The sequence below is a fragment of the Wenyingzhuangia sp. IMCC45574 genome (genome assembly GCF_054182685.1).
The window spans coordinates 3,053,479-3,075,305 of record NZ_CM135169.1 but is presented as its reverse complement, the minus strand read 5'-3'; the positions used below and the strand labels follow the sequence as shown (position 1 = coordinate 3,075,305).

General features: G+C 34.8%; 17 protein-coding genes. 11 read left to right on the top strand and 6 right to left on the bottom strand.

Going from position 1 to position 21,827, the window contains the following annotated elements; genetic code table 11:
* The first annotated feature begins 249 nt into the window (after positions 1-249).
* The 11 genes from ACXHHC_RS13055 (at position 250) to ACXHHC_RS13005 (ending at position 15,577) form a co-directional block, all read left to right on the top strand.
* The gene (locus ACXHHC_RS13055; RefSeq protein WP_458226815.1) at positions 250-3,345 is read left to right on the top strand and encodes a SusC/RagA family TonB-linked outer membrane protein; all 3,096 of its coding nucleotides are present in this window, start codon (positions 250-252) and stop codon (positions 3,343-3,345) included.
* Between the two features lie 59 nt (positions 3,346-3,404).
* Positions 3,405-5,261, top strand: coding sequence for a RagB/SusD family nutrient uptake outer membrane protein (locus tag ACXHHC_RS13050; RefSeq protein WP_458226814.1), 1,857 nt, complete (start codon positions 3,405-3,407; stop codon positions 5,259-5,261).
* A gap of 45 nt (positions 5,262-5,306) precedes the next feature.
* Positions 5,307-6,884 (top strand): hypothetical protein, encoded by a 1,578-nt coding sequence (locus tag ACXHHC_RS13045; RefSeq protein ID WP_458226813.1) that lies wholly within the window; start codon positions 5,307-5,309, stop codon positions 6,882-6,884.
* Between the two features lie 88 nt (positions 6,885-6,972).
* Positions 6,973-7,758, top strand: a complete 786-nt coding sequence (locus ACXHHC_RS13040) for a T9SS type A sorting domain-containing protein (RefSeq protein WP_458226812.1) — start codon at positions 6,973-6,975, stop codon at positions 7,756-7,758.
* Between the two features lie 198 nt (positions 7,759-7,956).
* Positions 7,957-10,659: a right-handed parallel beta-helix repeat-containing protein gene (locus tag ACXHHC_RS13035; protein ID WP_458226811.1), complete on the top strand. Its 2,703-nt coding sequence runs from the start codon at positions 7,957-7,959 to the stop codon at positions 10,657-10,659.
* Complete coding sequence (locus ACXHHC_RS13030) at positions 10,656-11,357, top strand: fibronectin type III domain-containing protein (RefSeq protein WP_458226810.1); 702 nt, start codon at positions 10,656-10,658, stop codon at positions 11,355-11,357. The genes ACXHHC_RS13035 and ACXHHC_RS13030 overlap by 4 nt, the downstream gene beginning before the upstream one ends.
* A gap of 133 nt (positions 11,358-11,490) precedes the next feature.
* Positions 11,491-12,345: a helix-turn-helix domain-containing protein gene (locus ACXHHC_RS13025; protein WP_458226809.1), complete on the top strand. Its 855-nt coding sequence runs from the start codon at positions 11,491-11,493 to the stop codon at positions 12,343-12,345.
* Between the two features lie 100 nt (positions 12,346-12,445).
* The gene (locus ACXHHC_RS13020; protein WP_458226808.1) at positions 12,446-12,781 is read left to right on the top strand and encodes a nuclear transport factor 2 family protein; all 336 of its coding nucleotides are present in this window, start codon (positions 12,446-12,448) and stop codon (positions 12,779-12,781) included.
* A gap of 18 nt (positions 12,782-12,799) precedes the next feature.
* Complete coding sequence (locus tag ACXHHC_RS13015; protein WP_458226807.1) at positions 12,800-13,645, top strand: enoyl-CoA hydratase/isomerase family protein; 846 nt, start codon at positions 12,800-12,802, stop codon at positions 13,643-13,645.
* A gap of 102 nt (positions 13,646-13,747) precedes the next feature.
* On the top strand, positions 13,748-14,827 hold the full coding sequence (locus ACXHHC_RS13010; protein WP_458226806.1) for a bestrophin family protein: 1,080 nt from the start codon (positions 13,748-13,750) through the stop codon (positions 14,825-14,827).
* 30 nt (positions 14,828-14,857) lie between these two features.
* Positions 14,858-15,577, top strand: a complete 720-nt coding sequence (locus ACXHHC_RS13005; RefSeq protein WP_458226805.1) for a hypothetical protein — start codon at positions 14,858-14,860, stop codon at positions 15,575-15,577.
* A 40-nt stretch (positions 15,578-15,617) separates the two neighbouring features.
* Here ACXHHC_RS13005 and mutT read toward each other — a convergent pair whose 3' ends face one another.
* The 6 genes from mutT to ACXHHC_RS12975 all read right to left on the bottom strand — a co-directional run bounded on the left by mutT (position 15,618) and on the right by ACXHHC_RS12975 (position 21,817).
* A complete protein-coding gene (gene mutT, locus ACXHHC_RS13000; protein ID WP_458226804.1) occupies positions 15,618-16,004 on the bottom strand; it encodes an 8-oxo-dGTP diphosphatase MutT in 387 nt (128 codons plus the stop codon).
* Between the two features lie 15 nt (positions 16,005-16,019).
* Positions 16,020-16,511, bottom strand: coding sequence for a hypothetical protein (locus ACXHHC_RS12995; RefSeq protein ID WP_458226803.1), 492 nt, complete (start codon positions 16,509-16,511; stop codon positions 16,020-16,022).
* A gap of 92 nt (positions 16,512-16,603) precedes the next feature.
* Positions 16,604-18,064: a sulfatase family protein gene (locus ACXHHC_RS12990; protein WP_458226802.1), complete on the bottom strand. Its 1,461-nt coding sequence runs from the start codon at positions 18,062-18,064 to the stop codon at positions 16,604-16,606.
* A 259-nt stretch (positions 18,065-18,323) separates the two neighbouring features.
* On the bottom strand, positions 18,324-19,220 hold the full coding sequence (locus ACXHHC_RS12985) for a hypothetical protein (RefSeq protein WP_458226801.1): 897 nt from the start codon (positions 19,218-19,220) through the stop codon (positions 18,324-18,326).
* A 50-nt stretch (positions 19,221-19,270) separates the two neighbouring features.
* A complete protein-coding gene (locus ACXHHC_RS12980) occupies positions 19,271-20,560 on the bottom strand; it encodes a glycoside hydrolase family 117 protein (protein ID WP_458229254.1) in 1,290 nt (429 codons plus the stop codon).
* A gap of 15 nt (positions 20,561-20,575) precedes the next feature.
* On the bottom strand, positions 20,576-21,817 hold the full coding sequence (locus ACXHHC_RS12975; RefSeq protein ID WP_458226800.1) for a family 16 glycosylhydrolase: 1,242 nt from the start codon (positions 21,815-21,817) through the stop codon (positions 20,576-20,578).
* Positions 21,818-21,827 lie beyond the last annotated feature (10 nt).

Genomic DNA, 21,827 nt, shown 5'->3' with positions numbered 1-21,827 from the left:
GCTTACACATATTGTAATTTAATAAAGAATACACAAAAATAATTTCTTTTTTTAAGATTATCGAAACCCGAACTCTCCACACCAGTAAAGACATCACCTCAATCAATTCAATATCAGTTGTTTAAAATTATAAAAAACACATAAGTCGCTCTTTTCCAACGAATTTTTCGCCCCGATAAAAACATTTGTCTCCCAAACGAAAAGGATAAAATTTAAAATTCGTAGTCTAATCTTAAATCTAATACAAATATGAAATTCAAATTACTTGATAATTGGAACTTCAAAGCTCACTTAATTACATACTTGTTTTTAATTAGCTTTAGTTCAATTCAAGCACAAACAATTTCCGTTAGAGGAGTTGTATCAGGAGACGGCGAACCACTGCCTGGAGCTAATGTTTTAGTAAAAGGTACGTCTAATGGTGTAATGACGGATTTTGACGGAAACTTTGTTATTAACGCAAAACCAAACAGCATCCTTGTAATAAACTATGTGGGTTTTAAAGAACAGGAAATTCGCATAAAAGGACAAAAAAACATCAAAGTTATACTAGTCTCTGATGTTGCTTCGCTTCAAGAAGTTGTAATTATTGGGTACGGAACTCAGAAGAAAAAAGAAGTTACCGGGGCAGTAGCAAGAATTGAATCTGAAACCTTATCGCAATCTTCTACTCCCGATTTAGGAACGGCTTTACAAGGACAAGTTGCAGGGGTTACCGTTACCGCTAGTGATGGACAACCTGGTGCAGAATCTAATATTGTTATTAGAGGAATTAGCTCTATAGAAGCAAACAACTCTCCTTTATACGTAGTAGATGGTATTCCTTTTGAAAGTGACCCTAAACTAAGTTTTGATGAAATTGAAACAATTGACGTTCTTAAAGATGCTGCTTCTGCCGCTATCTACGGTACTCGTGGAGCTGCAGGTGTCATCTTAATTACCACTAAAAAAGGTAAAGCCGGACAAATGAAAGTGAACGCAAACAGTTACTATGGTGTTCAAAACATTACATCTGGACTTCCTTTGGTAAATTTTGAAGAAGATCTGTATGTTAAATTCTTGTTTGCATCATCTGTAAACCAAACACACTACAACAACACTTGGACTACTTTTGAACAAGGAATAAATCAATTTACAAACAGAACAGACCTAAGAGGTGTAATTCAACAAGATTTTGCGGCAATACAAAATCACGGTGTTAGAGTTTCTGGTGGTAAAGCTGGTTTAACTTATAGTGTTAACGGAAACTACTTTAGCCAAGAGGGTATTATTATTAACTCAGGATATGAGCGAGTTAATGTAAGAGCCAATACACAATTTACAAAAGGTAAATGGAAAATTGACACGGGTTTAGGTTTTAGAATTGAAGAACAAGATTACGCAGCTTGGGGATTGTTGACAGATGCCTATAAATACCATCCAAACCAACAAGACATTGACCCAAGTGCAGACAGAATTGACACCCCTGGTGCAGCAACTTCAAATGAGACTATTAATTTAAGTAACCTTTCTTCTAAGCTTCAACAATCTGATATTAGAAACGGAGAGAGCTTAAATGCAAACGTAACTGCTAGTTATAAAATAAACTCTAATTTTAAATTTACCACTCGATTTGGTATGGCTTATACCAACAACACAAGAGTTAGAATAAACCCATTATTTGAAGTATATGATGACCAAGGAGACCTAGTCCCTTTACAGCAAAGATCTGGTGTTTGGAACCAAAGTGATCGTTCTGCAAAAACAACATTTGAAAACTTCTTAAGCTATGAAAAAAGCATTGGAAGACACAACTTTAAAGGTTTAGCCTTATTTTCTCGTGAAAAATATGAGTACACTTCTTTCTTTGCCACTAAAAAAGACTTCTTTAGTACCGAAATAACAACTTTAGAAGGAGCGTTAAGGGATGCAGATGCAGGAACTGGAACAAGATGGTCTCAGGACAGAACAAATACACTTACGGGTAGCTTATTAAGATTCCAATACAATTTTGGTGGAAAATATTTATTCAGTGCAAGTGCAAGACGTGATGGATCTTCAAGATTTGCTCCAGAAAACAGGTACAACATTTTCCCTTCTTATTCTGTTGGTTGGAATATTTCTGACGAAACTTTCTGGCAACCTTTAAAAAAGGTAGTTAATTCTTTTAAAGTAAGAGCAAGTCACGGTACAACAGGAAACCAAGGAATTTTAGACTATAGCTACCAACCTACCATATCGTTAAACCAAGATTATGTTTTTGGTAGAGAAGGAAATGACAACTTACAACTAGGTGCCACACAATTGTCTTTTAAAAATGTTTTAACAAAGTGGGAAACTTCTGTTCAGGACAACATAGGTATTGATTTTGGTCTATTTAAAAACAAGCTAACCTTAAGTACAGACATCTATAAAACGGTTAAAAAGGACATGCTTTTCCCTTTATTAATTCCGCCAAACAATGGTTCTTGGCCATCATTTAAAACGGTTACTCTTAACACAGGAAACATGGAAAACAAAGGGGTGGAATTCGTTTTAAAATACCGTCATAAAGGAAAGTTTAGTTGGAATGCGGGACTTACTTATACCAGAAACATTAACACAATTACCAAAATGTCTGGTTCTAACAAAATTGCCTATTTAGATGGTAGTAACGTTGCAGATAACAACAACGAAGATTTAGTTTCTGTAATTGCAGAAGGTTATGAAGCAGGTTCTTTCTTTTTAATAAAAACGGATGGAATAATTGATACAGAAGAAAAATTAGCAAACTATCAAGCAACGGTAGATCCAAGTGCTAAAATTGGAGACTTAATGATGGTTGATGCGAATAATGATGGAGTAATTAGTATTGATGATAGAAGATATGCAGGAAGCGGAACTCCAGACTTTACCATGGGATTAAACTTAAATGCATACTACAAAGGATTTGATTTATCGATGCAATGGTACGGAGCATTTGGTGCTGAATTAATGAATGGTAGTGCAGCATTTGCATATAAATTCGGAACACATAAAGACTTAGTATACCAATGGTCTCCTCAAAACAGCAGTTCTACTATTCCAGTAAACAGAGGTAGAGATCATAACAACTACAGAGGTTTTACAGATTACTGGTTAGAGGATGGATCTTTTATAAGACTACGTAATGTAAACTTAGGATATACACTACCTAAGAAGGTTGCAGAAAAAATCAACTTATCTAAATTAAGATTTTACGTAGCTGCTCAAAACCCATTAACATTTACAAAATACACCGGATTTGACCCTGAAATTGGAGGTAACAACCTAGCAGCAAGAGGTATTGATAGAGGAAGTTACCCAATTACTTCTCAATATAGACTTGGTGTTCAATTTGACTTTTAACAAAAGAGAAACTGAATATGAGAAAAAAGGAAATAACAGTTTTTAAAACATTTACAATAATGAAAACAAGATATATTAACAAATTGGCAATTGTGCTAGGGATCGCTTTTGGTATTTCGTCTTGCAATGACGATTTTTTGGAGCAAGTAAACCCTAACGAACTGTCTACCTCAAGTTTTTGGAAATCAAAAAAAGATCTTGACAAAGGACTGATTGCTGTTTATAGCACACTAAAAAACGGAAATTCAATTAGAATGCCCGATGAAAATAACAGAACCGATTTAACCTACCCTGGATTTGGTAGACCTAACCCAACTAATGAGTATTACTTACAACAGTTTAACAACTCATCGGATGCACCAAATAGCAAATGGCAATTTTTGTATCAAGGTATTTTTAGAGCAAATCAGGTAATTATAGCTGGAGAAAAATTAAGAGGAACTCACGGTTCTCAGGAATTAGAAGATGGAGCAAATGTTGTAATTGCAGAAGCTAGAGCCTTACGAGGGTTATTTTACTTCTACTTGCACAACTCTTTTAATAATGGTTCTGTTGTCTTAATTGATTTTGTTTCTGAAAAAGAAGAAGACTTTTTTCTTCCTTTAAGTGAGGCAAGCGTAGTAAGAGCATTTTATTTAAAAGATTTAGAATTTGCTTACAACAACTTACCAGACTCATGGAGCGACACAGATTTAGGAAGAATGACTGCTGGTGCAGCAGCTGCATTAATAGGAAAAAGTCATTTATACGCTGGTAATTATACCGAAGCACAAGAATGGTTTGGAAAAGTAATAAATGACTTTAGCTACAGTCTTACTCCAAACATTGGAAGTAATTTTACCACATTTGATGAGTTCAATTCAGAATCAATTTTAGAACTAGCCTATTCTTTAGGGTACAAAGATGAAATTGACCCTTACTCTGGTGAACAAATTTCTAGTGTAAATAACTTTTTAGTGAGTCCAGTTGGTGGATGGAGAACCATGATACCTGCTTGTTGGTTAACCATGGCTTATAAAAACGACCCTGTTGATGGATCTAATCCTAGAAATCATATTTTAAACGACGATGGTACCTTTAATAGACTAAGAACCTATTCTTTAAGAACTTCTTACTCTATAGCTTTACCAGACGATGAAGATCTTTATTACTATGTTGGAGACGGAGGAACATTGCCAACTTTAAAAGGAGATGTTAACGGATTAACACCTGCTCAATCAGCTCCATTTAACAATAAAGAGTATGCTTATTTTAGAAAATATACCAATTGGGATTTTGCAGAAACTGAAAGAACTATCTCTCCATCTACTCCTAGATCTGGTGTAAACGTACGATTAATACGTTTGGCCGATGTTTTATTAATGTATGCTGAATGTATACTAATGAACGATGGTGCTGTAGATGAAGCCTTAGTTTACATTAACAGAGTTAGAGAACGTTCTGGACTACAATTACTTGGTTTAGACGGAACGGGAGAATTCCCAACGAATGAACACGATAACATTACCTACACATCTGGTAAAACAGGTACTTTAATGGAACACTTAATCCATAGAGAAAGACCCCTAGAATTATCTATAGAAGGAAATGCGATTAGACAAATTGATTTAAGAAGATGGATAGAAAATGGAGCTTTAACCAATCCTGACACGAAGGAAGTATTCGTTTCATTAAATGATTATTTTAACTATTTAGCCTCTAAAGAATATGCTGTAACCAATCACACATATACTACTGCAGAAGGTACATCTGGCACAAAATGGAATGCTGTTTTAATAGAAGCAGCTCCTGGAAGTGGAGATTTAGACTTTCAAGAATTTCATTTATCCGCAGGGAATTTCAATCCAGAAACACATTCTTATTGGCCAATTCCTAACAGTGAGATTACAGCAAATCCAAAGTTAAATGAAAACTAGTAGCAGCCATAATATGGTATATGTATTATCTAAAAATCTTATCAAATGAAAAATAAAATTATAGCAATTGCATTCATTGCAGCTGGAATCTTTACCAGCTGTAATAATGATGATTATGAAGAACCTAACGTCTTTTCGGACGTAGGGTGGTATACTTCTGCTCTTAGACAGACAGAAATGAATGTAGGAATTGATCAGTATATGTCTTTTAGTGATCTTTCGCAGGGAACCGTTAACAATAGCTGGTCTATCAGTAGCGGAAACTACTTTCTTAAAGGCCCTATACAAAGACAGGATTCTATTTTTGATCCCTTTATTATCAATGAAGGAGATACCGTAACAAACGATAAAACAATCCACGTACTGTTTAAAAAATCAGGATTACAAACTGTAAGATTGTACAACACCTTTAACGACTCTGTTGCTTTTAAAGGAAACGACACAATTCCGGCAGTAAAAATCGGTGATAAATGGGTGATGGACAGAACGTTTGTTGTTGATGTATATGACACTATTGTTCCACAAATTGAAATTAGACAAGAGGGAGTGCTTGTAGACCACACCAATCCTTTAGACACTATTTATATTGAAGCAGGGGGTACTCTTGACTTTACTGATATTACTACAATAGGTCGTCCTAATACTTGGAATTGGAACGTTGGAGGTTCTACAAACAACCAGCAAACAGCAACCTTGGTATTTAAAAAACTTGGAATATGGCAAGGAAACGTAAACATAAGTAGAACAGGACAAAATATTCCTGGAGACTGGGAAAACTATATAATCCCTATCAATTTCAAAGTAATTCCATCATCTCAACCATTTATTGTGAGTGGAGAAATTAAGGAGTTAGAAGACCAAACAATCCAAGTACCTTTTAATGGTGAGTTTTCTCCATTTACAGACCAAAAATCATTCTTTACTGTAAATGTAAATGGGAATCCTTTTGCTATTGATAAGGTTGAAATTAATGGAGACGATGCTACTATTCTAGACATTAAGTTGGTAGATCAAATTTATGAGTCTGACGACATTACTATTTCTTATGATGGAATGGGTACCTTAGAATCTACAGACACAAGAAAACCTGTTCCCTTTACAGACTTAGCCGTTACTTCTTATTCTTTAAATGTGTTTAATGTGAATGCAGCTACTTTAGAAGATGCTGGTGCTAGTGCTAGTTGGATTCCTTCTTGGGAAGATGACACCTTAATCGAAGTAACTACGGATAACCCTCATAGTGGTGAGTATAGTTTAAAATTAACTTTTGACGGAGAAGAAAGAAACAACGCAGGAGGAATTAGATACAACCCAATGAGTAATGGTGCTAAGTTTATTCTTGAAGCGGACAAAACATACATTATTGAAATGTGGGTTTATATTGAAACAGGTGGAGATTATCCTAATATTTGGCCTCATGTTATTGGTGGACAATGGAAAGGATGGTGGACCGATGCTTCTGCAGCTGTTGGTCAATGGACAAAATTCTCTTACGAATATGCTCCAGGTGCTTTAAAACCGGCTTCTGCAATCATGCTTAGAATCCCAGCTGAAACTACAGAAAAAAGAGGTGTAATGTACTTTGATGACTTTGTTGTTAAAGAAAAAGACGTTAGACCATAAATAAAAAGTTTTTCTAAATAGGCCTGTGCTATGGGTACAGGCTTATTTAGTTAACTCAATAATTACCAAACCTTAAAAACAAACAATTATGTTAAAAAAACTACACTTCACTTTTATTTTATTAAGCAGCTTTATTTTAAATGCTCAATTAAACGTAGACTATGAAACCGTTAATTACGCACTAGGCTCAAATGGAGGAGTTATCACTAACGAGGCCATTGCAAACGACACAAAAACTGCAGATAACATGAGCGATAATTGTGGTAAAATTACTGAAACCACAGGAGCTTTTAACTGGGATTTTGCAACTTGGTCCGATCCTAAATTTGGATTGAATCCTGCCAATGGACTATATGTTAGTTGTAAAGTACTTTCAAAAAATGAAACTACTTTTACAATGAAATTTATTACAAGACATTGGGATGCTGGTAGCGGTGCCAATGTTTTTAACGAAGTAGAACAAACTGTAAACGTTGGAGCAATTGACACTTGGCATACGGTTGAATTCGACCTTTCATCGGAAACCTATATTGACAATTGGTGTAATCAGTTTGCATTTCAATTTAACTCTGCAAACGGTTTAAGAGATGGAGATGTTTACTACATAGATGATATCGTACAATCAACAAATGCTACTTTAAGTACAAAAACAAACGAACTTCATAAAGACACGTATGTACATCCTAACCCAGCAGAAAGGACTATTAATATATCAAGCTTACACGGAGCTAAAACCATTACAATTTCAAGCATTTTAGGAAGAACTATAAAAACACTACCTGCAACTACAACTGTAAATATTCAGGACTTAACTTCTGGTGTCTACATTCTTTCTACGGATAATGGATTTCAAGGAAAGATTATAAAAAAATAGCCCTCTAAAAAACAACCTTGAGTTGCCTTATCGAGTTCATCATAATTTTTAACTCCGTAAGGCAACTCAAAACCTTTTAAAAAAGAAAATGGAATACTATACATCAGCAATAGTGTTTCATTTTCAAAAACCAATATAAAATTTCAAACCAAAAACTAAGTAGCTTAAAAACAAAACAATCATTCAAATTTAACTCTAATGAACACATTAAAGAAAACACTTCTCTTTTCTTTCTTATTAGTCCATTTCTTAGGCTTCTCTAGGGATATTTATGTATCTAAAAGCGGAAATGACTCAAACGACGGAAGCGAAAGCAATCCGTACTTAACAATCTCTAAAGCTGCCTCTATTGCAGTTGCCGGAGATATTGTTTATATTAAAGAAGGTACTTACGAAGAAACATTAACTCCAGCAAACTCTGGTACTTCTGGAAATCCAATTATCTTTCAATCTTATCCAGGAGATCGTGTTATTATTTCTGCAATGCAAGCACTTTCTGGCTGGACAAAAGATACCGGTGCTGTATACAAAACCACCATTCCTTTTACCACACTAAATCAGGAAAACTTTGTAATGCACAATGAGACCGCTTGTAACTTGGCTCGTTGGCCAAACAAAACAGATGAGAACCCATTTAATCTAAACACGAAAAGAAATACAGGAGGTAGTGGATCCGATGTGATTGTAGGAGCATATTTAACCTCTCCCGAAATCCCTAGTATTGACTGGACAGGAGGAACTGTTTACTTTTATGGAGACAAACCAGGATCTGGGTGGATTGCATGGAAAGAATCTATCTTAAGCTCTAGCACTGGTAGAGTAAACTTCACGTTAGACAAAAATCCATCATGGATTAGAACATTCCACGCTCCTGCAGACAAAGGAGACTTTTATTTAGAGGGAGTTAAAGCCGCATTAGATCATCAAAACGAATGGTATTACAATTCATCTACTAAAGAATTGTTTTTACAAATCCCTTCTGGTTTAGCTCCAGAAGACGGTGCTGTTAAAATGCGTAGAAGAATAAAAGCTATAAATCTCGATAGAAAAAGTTATATACATATTAAAAACTTAGCTGTTTTTGGTGGTAGTATAACCATGGAGCAAAGTACTTCTACCAACAACCTTTTGTATGGAGTTTCTTCATTTTACGGTAATCACACCCTAGGTGTTTTTAGAGGATTTAACGCAAACAAACCTAGTGTTAGAGTAAACGGATCTAAGAATAAAATTGAACGATGTGAAATTGCTTTTAGTGCTGCATCTGGAGTTTATATTGATGGTGTAAACAACGAAATTAGAGATACTAGAATACACGATTTTAACTTTTTAGGATCTTATGATGCTCCTTTAGTTGCCCGTGGAGGTACTAATAATACATTTATAAATAACACCATTTTTAATGGTGGTAGAGATGGAATTAATTACAGCGGTAAGGATAATGAGATTGCTTATAACGATATTTCTAGAAGTAATTTAATTGCAGACGACTGTGCCTTAATATACACCGTAGGTCCTCAATACACAACAGAAATTCATCACAACTGGTTTCACGATGTTGCCTCTAGCGGTTCTAAAAAGAAAGCTGCTGGAGTTTATTTAGACAATGATGCTGCAGGTTTTAATGTACATCATAATGTCATATGGAATACCGAGTGGACAGGTATTCAAATGAACTGGGACTGTACCGACATCAACATTTTTAACAATACATTGTGGAATAATGAAGGAGGAGTTATGGGAGCTTGGCACAAAGCGGGTACCGCATTTAGTAAAATAAATGTGTGGAACAACCTTGCCATGGACAATAATTGGGAGCCCCAATCGGACAAGCAAAACAACCTAACCACAACCTCAGATTCTTTTCAAAACGTTAGCAATGGAGACTTTTATCTTACGAGTTCCTCAGCAGCAATTGATGCTGGAAAAATAATCCCTGAGTATACCGATGGTTACCAAGGAGCTCTTCCGGATATTGGTGCTTATGAATTTGGGGGAACTAAATGGGTTGCAGGGATTACTTGGAATCATAAACTAGGTCCAAACAACTTAGGTTGTTATGGTTTACCTGGTGAAGACTGTTTAACTTTTCCAAAAGAGGATGAAGATAAAGATGGTGTAGGCGATGCAGATGACTTATGTCCTAATACTCCTTTTGGTGTTCCTGTAAACACCCAAGGATGTCCGGTTTTTACATTAGAAAATGAGAACTTTAAAATATTAGCTATTGGTGAATCTTGTATTAACAGCAAAGATGGTAGTATTGCTATTACCGCAGAAGAAAACTTAAATTACATTGCAACATTAAATAACAATACTACCAAAGAGTTTTCTACCACTACTTCTTTTAACGACCTAGAAGCTGGAACTTACAAAGTTTGTATCACCATTAAGGACAATACAGAATACGAACAATGTTTCGATTTGGTAATAGATCAACCTTCCGCATTAGAAGTAACATCAGAAATGGTAGACAACTCTAATCACGTTATTTTACAATTATCTGGTTCAGATTTATACAGAGTTACTGTAAATAACATGACAACCATAACCGATAAGAATGAATTGGATGTGGTATTAGCTCCGGGAGAAAATAACATTTCTGTAAGTACCAATAAAGACTGTCAGGGAGAAGTAAACAAGTCTATTCTTATGCCTGATACTGAATTCTACATTTTAAACCCTGTAGAGGATACCATTACAATTTCTACTATTAATTATAATGATCCTAGTATCGCTTATCAATTGTACACTGTAACGGGAGAAAATATTCTATCAGGAACTGTTAAGGTGATAAATAATAAAGCCAACATTAATGTTACCAACCTTCCTAATGGAATCTACATTCTAAACACGTTTTCAAGCAACTTCAAATCCCAATCAAAAATCATCAAGAAATGATAAATTTTAAAAACCTATTCATAGCTATTTTCTTAGTTAGTATTAGCAGTTGTTCTAGTGGATCGAGTGAATCAATAGACGACAACGGATCTGTGGATGAAGGTAAAACACCAACATTGCTATTTCCTTTAAACGACTCTGAATGTTTTGAGGGAACCATTGTATCTGAAACTAGAAGTGAACTAAAATTTGAATGGAATACAACAGCATTTGCTACAAGTTATATCCTAAATATTAAAAACCTAAATACGGGTAAAGAGTCTGGTTTTAGTTCTGAGACTGGTTCTAAAACCGTAACAATAGAAAGAGGAGTTCCTTACTCTTGGAACGTTATTGCTATTGGAGAACGTTTTTCCGATCAGCATAAAAGCACTACATGGAACTTTTACAACGCTGGTGTGGGTACGCAAAACCATGCTCCCTTTCCTGCAAAACCAATATTCCCTATTATGGGGAGTAAAACTCCAAGAAACCTACAATTAACCTGGAGCGCAAAAGATGTAGATAATGATATAAAGGAGTATGATGTTTATTTTGGTATCGAAAAAACATCGTTAGCTTTAAACGCAACCGTTGCTAGCCCAGAAACATCACTCAGCAATTTAAACGCTAACACTGTTTACTATTGGTATATTGTTACAAAAGACAATCACGGAAACGTATCAACCTCTCCTGTGTTTGAATTTAAGACAGAATAGATAAAAAATTACATAGTACAACCTCCCCTTAGATCAAAGACTTCTCTTTTATCTAAGGGTTCTTTTTTTACTTAAAATTTATAATAAAAGTGATACTTTTGGCTGCATTAACATATTCTTGTTAATTTTAGTTATGCCTAGAACCATTTTCGACAATATTGTAATCCATCATTTTGAAAAAGCCAATGCTTTTGAATTTTGTCAATACACTGCTATTCGTTTTTTTGAGATACTGTATATAGAAGAAGGAAAGGGTACCCTAACCATCAATCAAAACAAAGTTCCTTATCAGGAAAAGCAACTATTCATTTTTATCCCTAATGATGAATACATGTTTGATGTTGAAACACCTACATCGGTTTGTGCAATAAAGTTTATTCGTAGCTTATTCATTAATCATAATTTAGACGACCTACAGAGTCAAAGAAAAGAATGGTTTCAACAAATAGAAACCATATTACATAGTAGGAATAGGGTCTCTAACATTCAATTTCAATCTAACAAAGACGAAAGCAGCATACTGTCTTTGTTTAATGTACTTTGTAATGAATATTTGGACTCCGAACTAAAAAGTGAAACCATTCTAAAAGCAACGCTTCACTCTATATTGCATATCATTTCTAGAAATGCAAAGTATACCGCTTTAAAAACCTCTTCCTCCAAAATTCAAGACATCATTAACTACATTCATAACAACATTCACAATTCTAGCTTGCTTTCTAAACATGTAATAGCAGAAGAATTTAATATGTCTGAGAACTATGTTGGTGAGTATTTTAAAAAACAAGCAGGAGTTCCGTTAAAGAAATACATTCTTAACTACAAACTACAGTTAGTAGAAACTAGACTTCGTTATTCTGATCTAACTTTTTCAGAAATCGCATCAGAATTGGGCTTTACAGACAGCAGTCATTTAGATAAAACCTTTTCTTCTTATAAAGGAATGAGCTTAAGAGAATTTAAATCCCATCAAGTTCAAGAGATTTAATTCAACCCTCATTTTTTACTAAAAGCACACTTTTTTTTACAAAATTCCAGCGTAACTACTAAAGTAATTTTACATCGTAAATTATTAAACAGTAGTTCCCATGAAAAATGCTCAGGAAGTATTTAACAGCCATATGAAGGCTGTAGACACGTTAAATCCTAACGAAGTAATACTGGATTATGCTGATGATGCTCTTTTCATCACCCCAGATTACACCTACAAAGGAAAAGACGAAATCTTTAATTTCTACAAAGACTTTCTACCCAATTTTAAAGGCTTTGCTTTTACTACCATTAAACAAGAAACACACAACAACGTAGTTTATTTTGTTTGGCATGGTAAAAACGAACATATCAATGTTCAGCTTGCTACCGATACTTACATCATAAAAAACGGAAAAATACAGCAACACACATTTGCAGCAGTAAACAACTAATTTTTAAATAATAATAAAATGGATTACAAAAATTTTCAAACGTTCACAGCAGAACAAAAAGGAGGAATTCTTTACGTAACAATCAATTTTGGACCAGTTAACGTACAAGGACAAGAAATGTTAGCAGACTTAAGCAGCTTGTGTTTAAGATTAGAAAGGGATAGAAGTGTTAAAGTGGTCGTTTTCCAATCTTCTAACGAAGGATACTGGGTATGTCACTACGATACGAACTTATTAAGAGACATGTCTGAAGATGCAGTACCAAGAAACGAAGTGAAACTTTTAGACTTACAAGCTGTTTTAGAAAGATTAAGCAACGTACCACAGGCAACTATTGCTAAAATTGAAGGATTTGCACGTGGTGGAGGTCACGAAATGGCATTGGCATTAGACATGCGTTTTGCAGCTCGTGGTAAAGCCAAGTTTATGCAAATGGAAGTAGGAATGGGAATTTTACCTTGTGGTGGTGGAGCTTCTCGTATGGCTAGACAAGCTGGTTTAGGAAAAGCTTTAGAAATTATTTTAGGAGCTAGAGACTGGGATGCAGATGAGGCAGAAAAATTTGGAACCGTAAACAAAGCGTTAGATGCAGATGAAATTGGAGCTTATGTAGATGCATTGGCAGAAAGAATTGCAAAATTCCCTGCAGAATCTATCGAGGCTTGTAAACGTGCTGTATATGCTTCTATTGATTTACCAATTGCCGAGGCATTAAGCGAAGAAGCTTACCAATTGTACCAAGCGACAAGTAAAACTCCAGCAATTAAACGTTTTACCGTTGCTGATGAAAACGGTGCTCAGTTTAGCCACGAAAACCAAAAGAACTGGGAAAATATGTTGATTGACATTCAGGAAATTAACTAAGAATAAAATTATTACACAGCTTAAGTGGATGCTCTATTCTTAGACATCCACTTTTTCTCATTTTAAAAACCAATGGTAATTAACACGTAAATTATTTCCATTATGTATACTAAAAAGAATTACACCCTTAAAAGAATGCTTCGCTGGACAAGAAGGGACATTCTCTCTTTTTTATTGATTGCTACCATACCCGTTTTTTTATACGAAATCCTAAACTGGAAATGGTTGCATTTACCATGGTTACCCATAGGACTAGTAGGTACAGCTCTTGCCTTTATTATAGGTTTTAAAAACAACGCATCTTACGGAAGGCTTTGGGAAGCCAGAAAAATTTATGGAGGAATTGTTAACGCTTCTCGATTGCTAGCTACCATGGCTAATGATTTTATTACCAACGAACATGCAATTGTAAAAAGAAGTGACGAAGAATTCTTTAAGATTCGTAAAACAATCATCTTAAGACATGTTGCTTGGATGACTGCGCTAAGGCATGCTTTAAGAGTTAAAAAGCCATGGGAAACTACCATTAGTAATAAATCGGATCAAGAAGTGATGAAAAAAATGCACATTCAGGAATATGAATTTTCTTTATCAGAGGAATTAGAAGGATATCTAAGTTCAGAAGAAAAGGAATATGTGCTATCTAAAACCAACAAGCAAACAGCAATCTTAAACCTACAATCAAAGCATTACAAAGAGTTAAAACTTGATGGTTTGGTTGAGGACTTTAGACATATTGAATTTAAAAACAACATTGAAGAATTACTAACATTACAAGGAAAGGCCGAACGCATTAAAAACTTTCCATACCCTAGACAATTTGCCACCTTAAATCTATTCTTTGCTTGGATTTTTGTTGCACTACTTCCTTTTGGATTGATGAGTGAATTCAATGATATTAAACTTGAAATGATTCAGTTAAATTACAATAGTACGATTCAGCAACTAGCTATAGAAAACTTTGTTTGGTTATCCATACCTTTTAGCGTGATTATCTCATGGGTATTTTTCACCATGGAACGCATTGGAGATGTATCTGAAAATCCTTTTGAAGGAATTGCAAACGATGTACCTATTACCACTATATCAAGAGCCATTGAAATTGATATCCGAGAAATGATTGGAGATCACACTAACGAAATACCTAAACCTCACCCCGAATACGAACATACACAGATGTAAAACACATACGCTAACTAAACTTATAATACTATGCTACAAAAAAAATTCGACAAGGCTGTCCAACAATTTTTCCCAAATGCTAAAGATGCAAAGGACACCTCCATTCACTTCCTTGGAAAAATGCAAATAGAGTTTGGTATTGATATCTCTAGAGTATTAATGGCAACATCGGTTTGTTCCGATGATATAAACGTACCCTCTACCACTTTCTTTAATGTTTTGTTTGGTCCTTTTATTATGGGAGGATTGGGTGGAATACCATTTGCTGGTAAAACAGGAATGACTGCCTTTGCACATCACATCCCCGATGAAGGAAGTGCTTTTATTTTTTATGGCCCTCATATTGGAATTACCTTAGAAGGAGACTTAGGAAAAATGCACAGACCTAGACAAGAAGAAACTGGTAATTCTTGTGGAGCTCTAATGTTGGCTTTAGAAAGATTAAAAGACCCTAATTACAAGCCCGTAATTAACGAAGACGATTACCAACAAATGAAACTGGAGCAATGTTTATCTAAAGAAAGAGATAGGATTGTGAATAGCGACAACCCTCAAAAAGAAATTACAGAAGTTGCCTATGAAATTATTCACGATAAAATTCATGAATTTTTAAAATCCTGTAAAGATGAGTTTCATGTGGACAAAGTTGTTCTTTTAGGAGGAGTTGTAATTAATACAGATTATGGTTTAGACGATTATTTCGATGCTAGAAATTTTGAGGTAGTTGATCTAAACCAATTAGAAAATTAAAAAGATAAAGCCTTTGTTGATATAGGTATGCTCTTAGGCTTTATTTAAAAATTGCTTCTAGCTTATTTACAATAGGTAAATCGGCTGGAGCAATTTTGTAGTTTTTTAAATCGGATATTGCTACCCATGCAAACTCATTGTGATCTTTTAGCTTGAACTCTCCCGAGACATATTCAATCAACAAAGATTTTAGCAATACTTCTTTTTCAGGATACTTGTAAACATTCTCATAGAATCTTGATTTTACTTTTATTCCCACATCAAATTCTTCTAAAAACTCTCTTACAATGGTTTCCTCGGATATCTCTCCTTCTTCTATTTTACCTCCAGGAAACTCCCAAAACCCAGCCAAGTGTTTTCCTTGTTTTCTTCTAGCTATAAAAACTTTATGCTCTTTAATGAGTATTCCTGCTGCAACTATAATCATAATGCTACTTTACCATTAAAAAGCTACTATATCCGCATCTGTAGCCAATGCTGCAATTTCTTTGCATAACTCAAAATAGACTCCTAAACCTCTTTTATCTGTATCTGATGAAGGCATAAATGATTTTAAACGAATTGAATTCATACCACTCCCAAATTCCAATCTACAGGTATAACCATCCAAACCCAGGCTATTAGAATACTGTACAAATTCATTCAAATCTATTTTCTTTACTTTCTTAAATAGCTCTTTATATGTTGATATTTTAATATTAAACGTAGTGTCTAAATATTTTCTATCAAACTCCTTTAAATCCTCTTTCCTATCTGTCGAGTATACTTTTACTTCTACATCTTTAAATCGATTGTTAATGGTAATTAGGACCTTGTTGTCAACAATTTTCAAACTCTGACTTACTTCTAGCTTTATAAAACTTAATTCATCGATTTGAGAAAATGCATTATGTGTAAAGAGAGTAAAGAAAAGGATAAAAGAAAGTTTATTCATATCATGAATGTTTTGAATTAAATATATAAAAAAATCAAAGCCCAGAATAATCTCATTATTCTAGGCTTTGATTTATCTGTCTATCAATTTTACTATTTCTTCTTTTTCCAAGTTTTAGACATTCCTTTTACAGAAGGTTTGTAACCTTCTTCTTTTGCTTCTTCTGGAATGGTTTCTTCAAAAAATTGATCTCTTGCCTTGTAATACTTTGCATAAACTGGGTTACGTATGGCAACATTATCCTTATTCCATTCTTCCCACATAGACACTAGTTGCTTAGCTCGTTTCGTATTTCCTTCGATAATACTTTTTTGTTCAGCAATATCTTTTTCTAAATCGTACAATTCAGGAGCTCTTTTTCCTTTCTGAATCCATTTATAACCATCCGATATCACTGATTTTATACTAAAGAATCGCCAATACAAAGCCTTGTGAGGAGCTCCTTTTTCTTTACCCGTTAAGTAGGGAATTAAATTCGTCCCTTCTAAAACTGTTCCTGAATTGGCATCTGCACCTGCAATCTCTACTGCCGTTTTTGCGATATCTAAAGAAATAATTGGCTTTTTGTACACTTGTCCCGATTTAATTTTTGCAGGCCAAGAAGCTATAAAAGGTACATGTACCCCTCCTTCGTAATAATCGGTCTTTCCTCCTCTAAAAGGCAGGTTAGAAGATCCGTTTCCCTTGGTAGGATGTTTTTTATCTGGTATAGGTCCTCCATTATCACTTAAAAAGAAAATTAGCGTATTTTCTCTTAGCTGATGTTTTTCTAAAGTAGCGATTACTTTCCCTATACCTTGATCCATAACATCTACCATGGCAGCATAAACCCTACGCTTTTTATCTTTTATGTGCGCATATCTTGCAATAGCTTCTTTTGGAGCTTGTAATGGCTGATGAGGTGCATTATAAGACAAGAACAAAAAGAAAGGATTCTCTTTATTACTTTCAATATAACTTACAGCATCGTTACTCAAAGCAGTCGTTAAATACCCTTCGAAATTGGCCACTTTTTTATTACGAACCAATCCTTGCAAGTATCCTGACTTTATAGGTTGGGTTACATCAATTTTATAATAATCGTGTCCTCCATTTAAAAATCCATAGAAGTAATCAAAACCTCTATTTAATGGATGAAAAGGATACCCCGATCCCAAATGCCATTTTCCTATAATTCCTGTTTTATAACCAACCTCTTGCAATCTTTTAGGAAATAGTTTTTCGTTTACGTCAATTCCAGATAAAGGATTGGCTATATCTGATGGTGGGTTGTGCTCAAAACCAAAACGATGTTGATACCTACCAGCTAACATCCCTGCTCTACTTGGTGCGCAAAAAGGATGTGTAATATATCCGTTTTTAAAAACGACTCCAGAAGCAGCTAATTGATCCAAATGTGGAGTTTTAACATCTTTAGCTCCTGTAAAACCTGTATCGGCAAACCCCATATCATCTGCCATAATTACAATAATATTTGGTTTAGAATCTTGAGCAAATCCACTCCCAAAAGCTAAAACCCAAAGAAAACAGCTTAGAATACTATACTTTTTCATTTAAAAAATTTAGAATGTTTGTGAATTGAATGAAGAACAAGATACTTATAAGTCTTGTTAAATTTTAAAAAGTCTTTCCTCATCTAGTTTATATCCATTGCTAAACACCTGTAACAACACAAATTACTCACCGTTTTTTGTTTTGTGTTACACGTCTAGTTAAGCTTGTCTAGTAAACACTTTTAAGTTTTATATAAAAATAAAAACTCAGATAAATAAAAACTTATCTGAGAATCCACATTTCGTATACTAGCTTTTTTTAACTCTCTTTTAATGGATAAAAATGAAAATAATCTACATAAAACCAAGAATCGTCATCAGAACCATTGGCATGTCCAAAATACCCGTTGGAAATAATCCAATACATATTCTGCATGCAAGTTTGTTTCATAACATCTCTAGATTGCTCGTCACCAGCAGGAACCTTTCTACCCAACTTTTGCCACTTACCATTTACCAACTCCCAAGCCTGCATATAGTCTGGATGATATTCCAAACCAACTGTTTCCCATTGCCCAAAATCCGTTTTCACATCGTGCTCCAACATTACTGCTATTAAGCTTTTGTCTCGTTGGGTATCTAAATTAGGAGGTGCATCAATATCCCAACAATTTACTTTACTCCAAGCATAATATTCAACCCAATCTAACTCCATCCAATCGTTTCCTTCTACAGGAGCATTGTAACCTTTCTCTCCCATATTGTATCGATATCCCCAAATAGCAGGATGCGTATGAGATTTTTTATTCCCTGTCTCAATCCCTTCAATCCTAAATTTGGTGATAAAGAAACCAAAGCGACAATAATTCAAACCCGAAATACCTCCTCCTTTTTTATCAGAAACGTCACATTTTACACTTAAGTAGCCTTCATCTGTAATGGTTACATACTTTCTCCCATCTCCCGTTAAACGGTCTGGTCTTCTGTATTCCCATTTGGTAAAATCCAAAATAGGTCCATCAAAATCATCGGAAACAGCTGTGTTTAACTCATCATTATATAAACTTTTTACTTCATCAGGAAACACGCTCTTTTCTGGTTGTTCATCTTTCTCCGTTTCTTCCTCTGGGGGAACAAAACTATCAGAACTGTTTTTAGAACATGAAAACAGGACGATTGATGAACATAAAATAAATCCGTAAAGTATGCGCTTCATAATCATGGTAAGTTTAAGCGGTTATTTCATTCTAAGCTACTCGGAAGTATTTATTCTTTTCCCTCTTTTACTCTAGCTAGTTGTTTAGCACTTAATTTTCTAGAGAAATACAAGTCTGGATGAAAATACAATCTAGACTTTTTCATCTCTGGATCGTCTAAGTCTAAACTTAAATCACAATCAAAACGAGCTAAAAAGCTATACTTTCTAGTTTTCCCAATATTCTCCCCTTGTCTTCCAATAAAGTGAGATACTCCCCAAGTGATTCCTCTACCATTACCATTGCTATCAAATGCATCAGGAATATAAGACCCTGCAGCAAACGGCATTAAAGAACAAACCGCAGCAATATCAAAGTTAACTCCATCAGGAGCATACTGAATGGTACTATTTTCATTTCCATCACGTAAAACTAAGGCAGCTATTCCTTCTTTAAATGGGAACAATGCGGTTTCGTGACCTGAGTTAAATAATGGATTTAAAGGATGCTTTTTGAAAGGTCCTAATGGACTATCTGCAATGGCAACTCCAGCTCCTACCAAATACTTAGGACGATCTCCATAAGCTGCTTTGTAGTAAATGTAAATTTTACCATCGTAGACTAATGGGTAAGGATCGTGGATTGAATATTGATCCCAAGTTCCTGCTTCTCCATTAGGAATAATTTCTTTATCTACAATGGTCCAAGGTCCATCAGGAGAATCTGCATAGGCAGCAACTACAGGACAGTGATCTCCTTTAGTCCCACTTGCTTCGTTATACGCCTGAAAATACTGATAATATTTACCTTCCCATTTTAAGATATCTGTAGTAGCAAGAGATCTCCAACCCAAAGCAGGCTTTTTAGGACGAGCAATCGCAATTCCTTGTTCTTGCCAATTGATTCCATCCTTACTCGTAGCATACCAAATATCCGATAAATCCCAATCTGTAGAAGGAATTACATCTGTAGACAAATGCGCATTGCTATAACCAACAGGTACATCTTTAGATACACGTTTTGTATACCAAATGTAGTACTTCTCGTTTTCCTTGATGATCTTAGAAGGATCCCTTCTAGACACAGTTCCATCTCCGTTATTGTAATCAAAACCTTTTAACTCTGTGTATTTAAAAGCCGAAAACAATTCATTGTCCTGATATCTTGGTGCCATGTAGTTGGTATACAAACGATCCATAGCCTTACTTAAAGGTCTATCTGGTTTTGTTTGTGGTATGTCCCATGGATACCCTTTTAGATTTCCTACCTCTACTTTTGTTTCTTCTTTAGATTGCTTAGTACAAGAAATAACTAGGATTCCTAACACCGCAATTAAAATATACTTCCCTCTATTTATCATCATTACTTATAGCTTTTATTTTTTCTGATAGTACCTTACATAATCCACCTTCATACTCTTTCCATCTAAATCGTCTTTTAAGACTCCGTGCCATTTAATTAAAGCCAAACTCAACCATATAGGTGTTTCGCTATAACAAAACTCGTTTTTGGTTCTTCTTAATTCTTTACCATCAAAATAAAAAACCAATTCGTTCTCGTTCCACTCTAATCCATAGGTATGGAATTCTTCAGAAAAATCGTTGGTCTTGGTAGCATCCAATACAGAAATATCTCTCCACACTCCATCTTTTAAATATTGAACTTTATAATCGTGAATTAAACTTTTCCAAGTTCCATTTTTGGTTCTCCAACCATTCGTAAACTGTACACATCCAATAGTAATAGGTTTATCCCATGAAAACTCTACCCATTTTTCACCTTTCTGTTGTGTACTCCAAGCGGTTAACGGATTGCCATCTACCAATCTTTTTTCTGATGGTTTATTCTTAAAAGATCCACTGGAAGTAATGGTTACATTTTTAGCCCTAGCATAGTTAATCAATCCAGGAACATCAGTATCTGCTGTTTTAGACAAAACTTTTGGATACTCTCCCGATTCAATCACATTGTATACTCTGAACTCCCCAATATTAAATCTTGAAGCATGTTTAGAAGTGAATCGTATTTTTTGAGTTTCTACAGGTAATTCTAACTGAATTGAATAATCTGGTTTGGTTCCGAAGTAATACATCTTATTAAAACTAGGATGTGTTTTTTTACCCTTTGCATTCACCGTAATATCCGACCAATTATGAATGTTTGTGCTAATCTCATTTGGATAATGTCCTTCGTTGATATCAATTTCAAAAATAGCACCTTCTTTAGGTTGCTTTCTTGGTTTGGTCATCAACCAAAAAGAATTATTGGTCGCTTCTCCTCCTGCATACTTATATCTACATTCAAAATATCCGTACTTAAATTTCTTTTTAGTCCAAACACTCCCAGCGGTCCATTCTTGCCCTCCTCTTTTTTCTTTTTTGATATCTAAATGCAACTCCCCATTTCTCACCACAGCATTCTCCCTCCATCGGCTACAATATAAGTTAAAGCTAGAATGATTTGCAGACTCCCACTGATCATCTAACGCTTTGTTGTCGTAATTAAATTCGTCTTGCCAAACCAATTTCCAATCTTTGTAATCAAAAGTTTTGGTGTCCTTTTGTGCATACAAACCTGTAATTGTGAATAGCATAACTGCTATATTCTTAAATTTCATTCTTATGAGT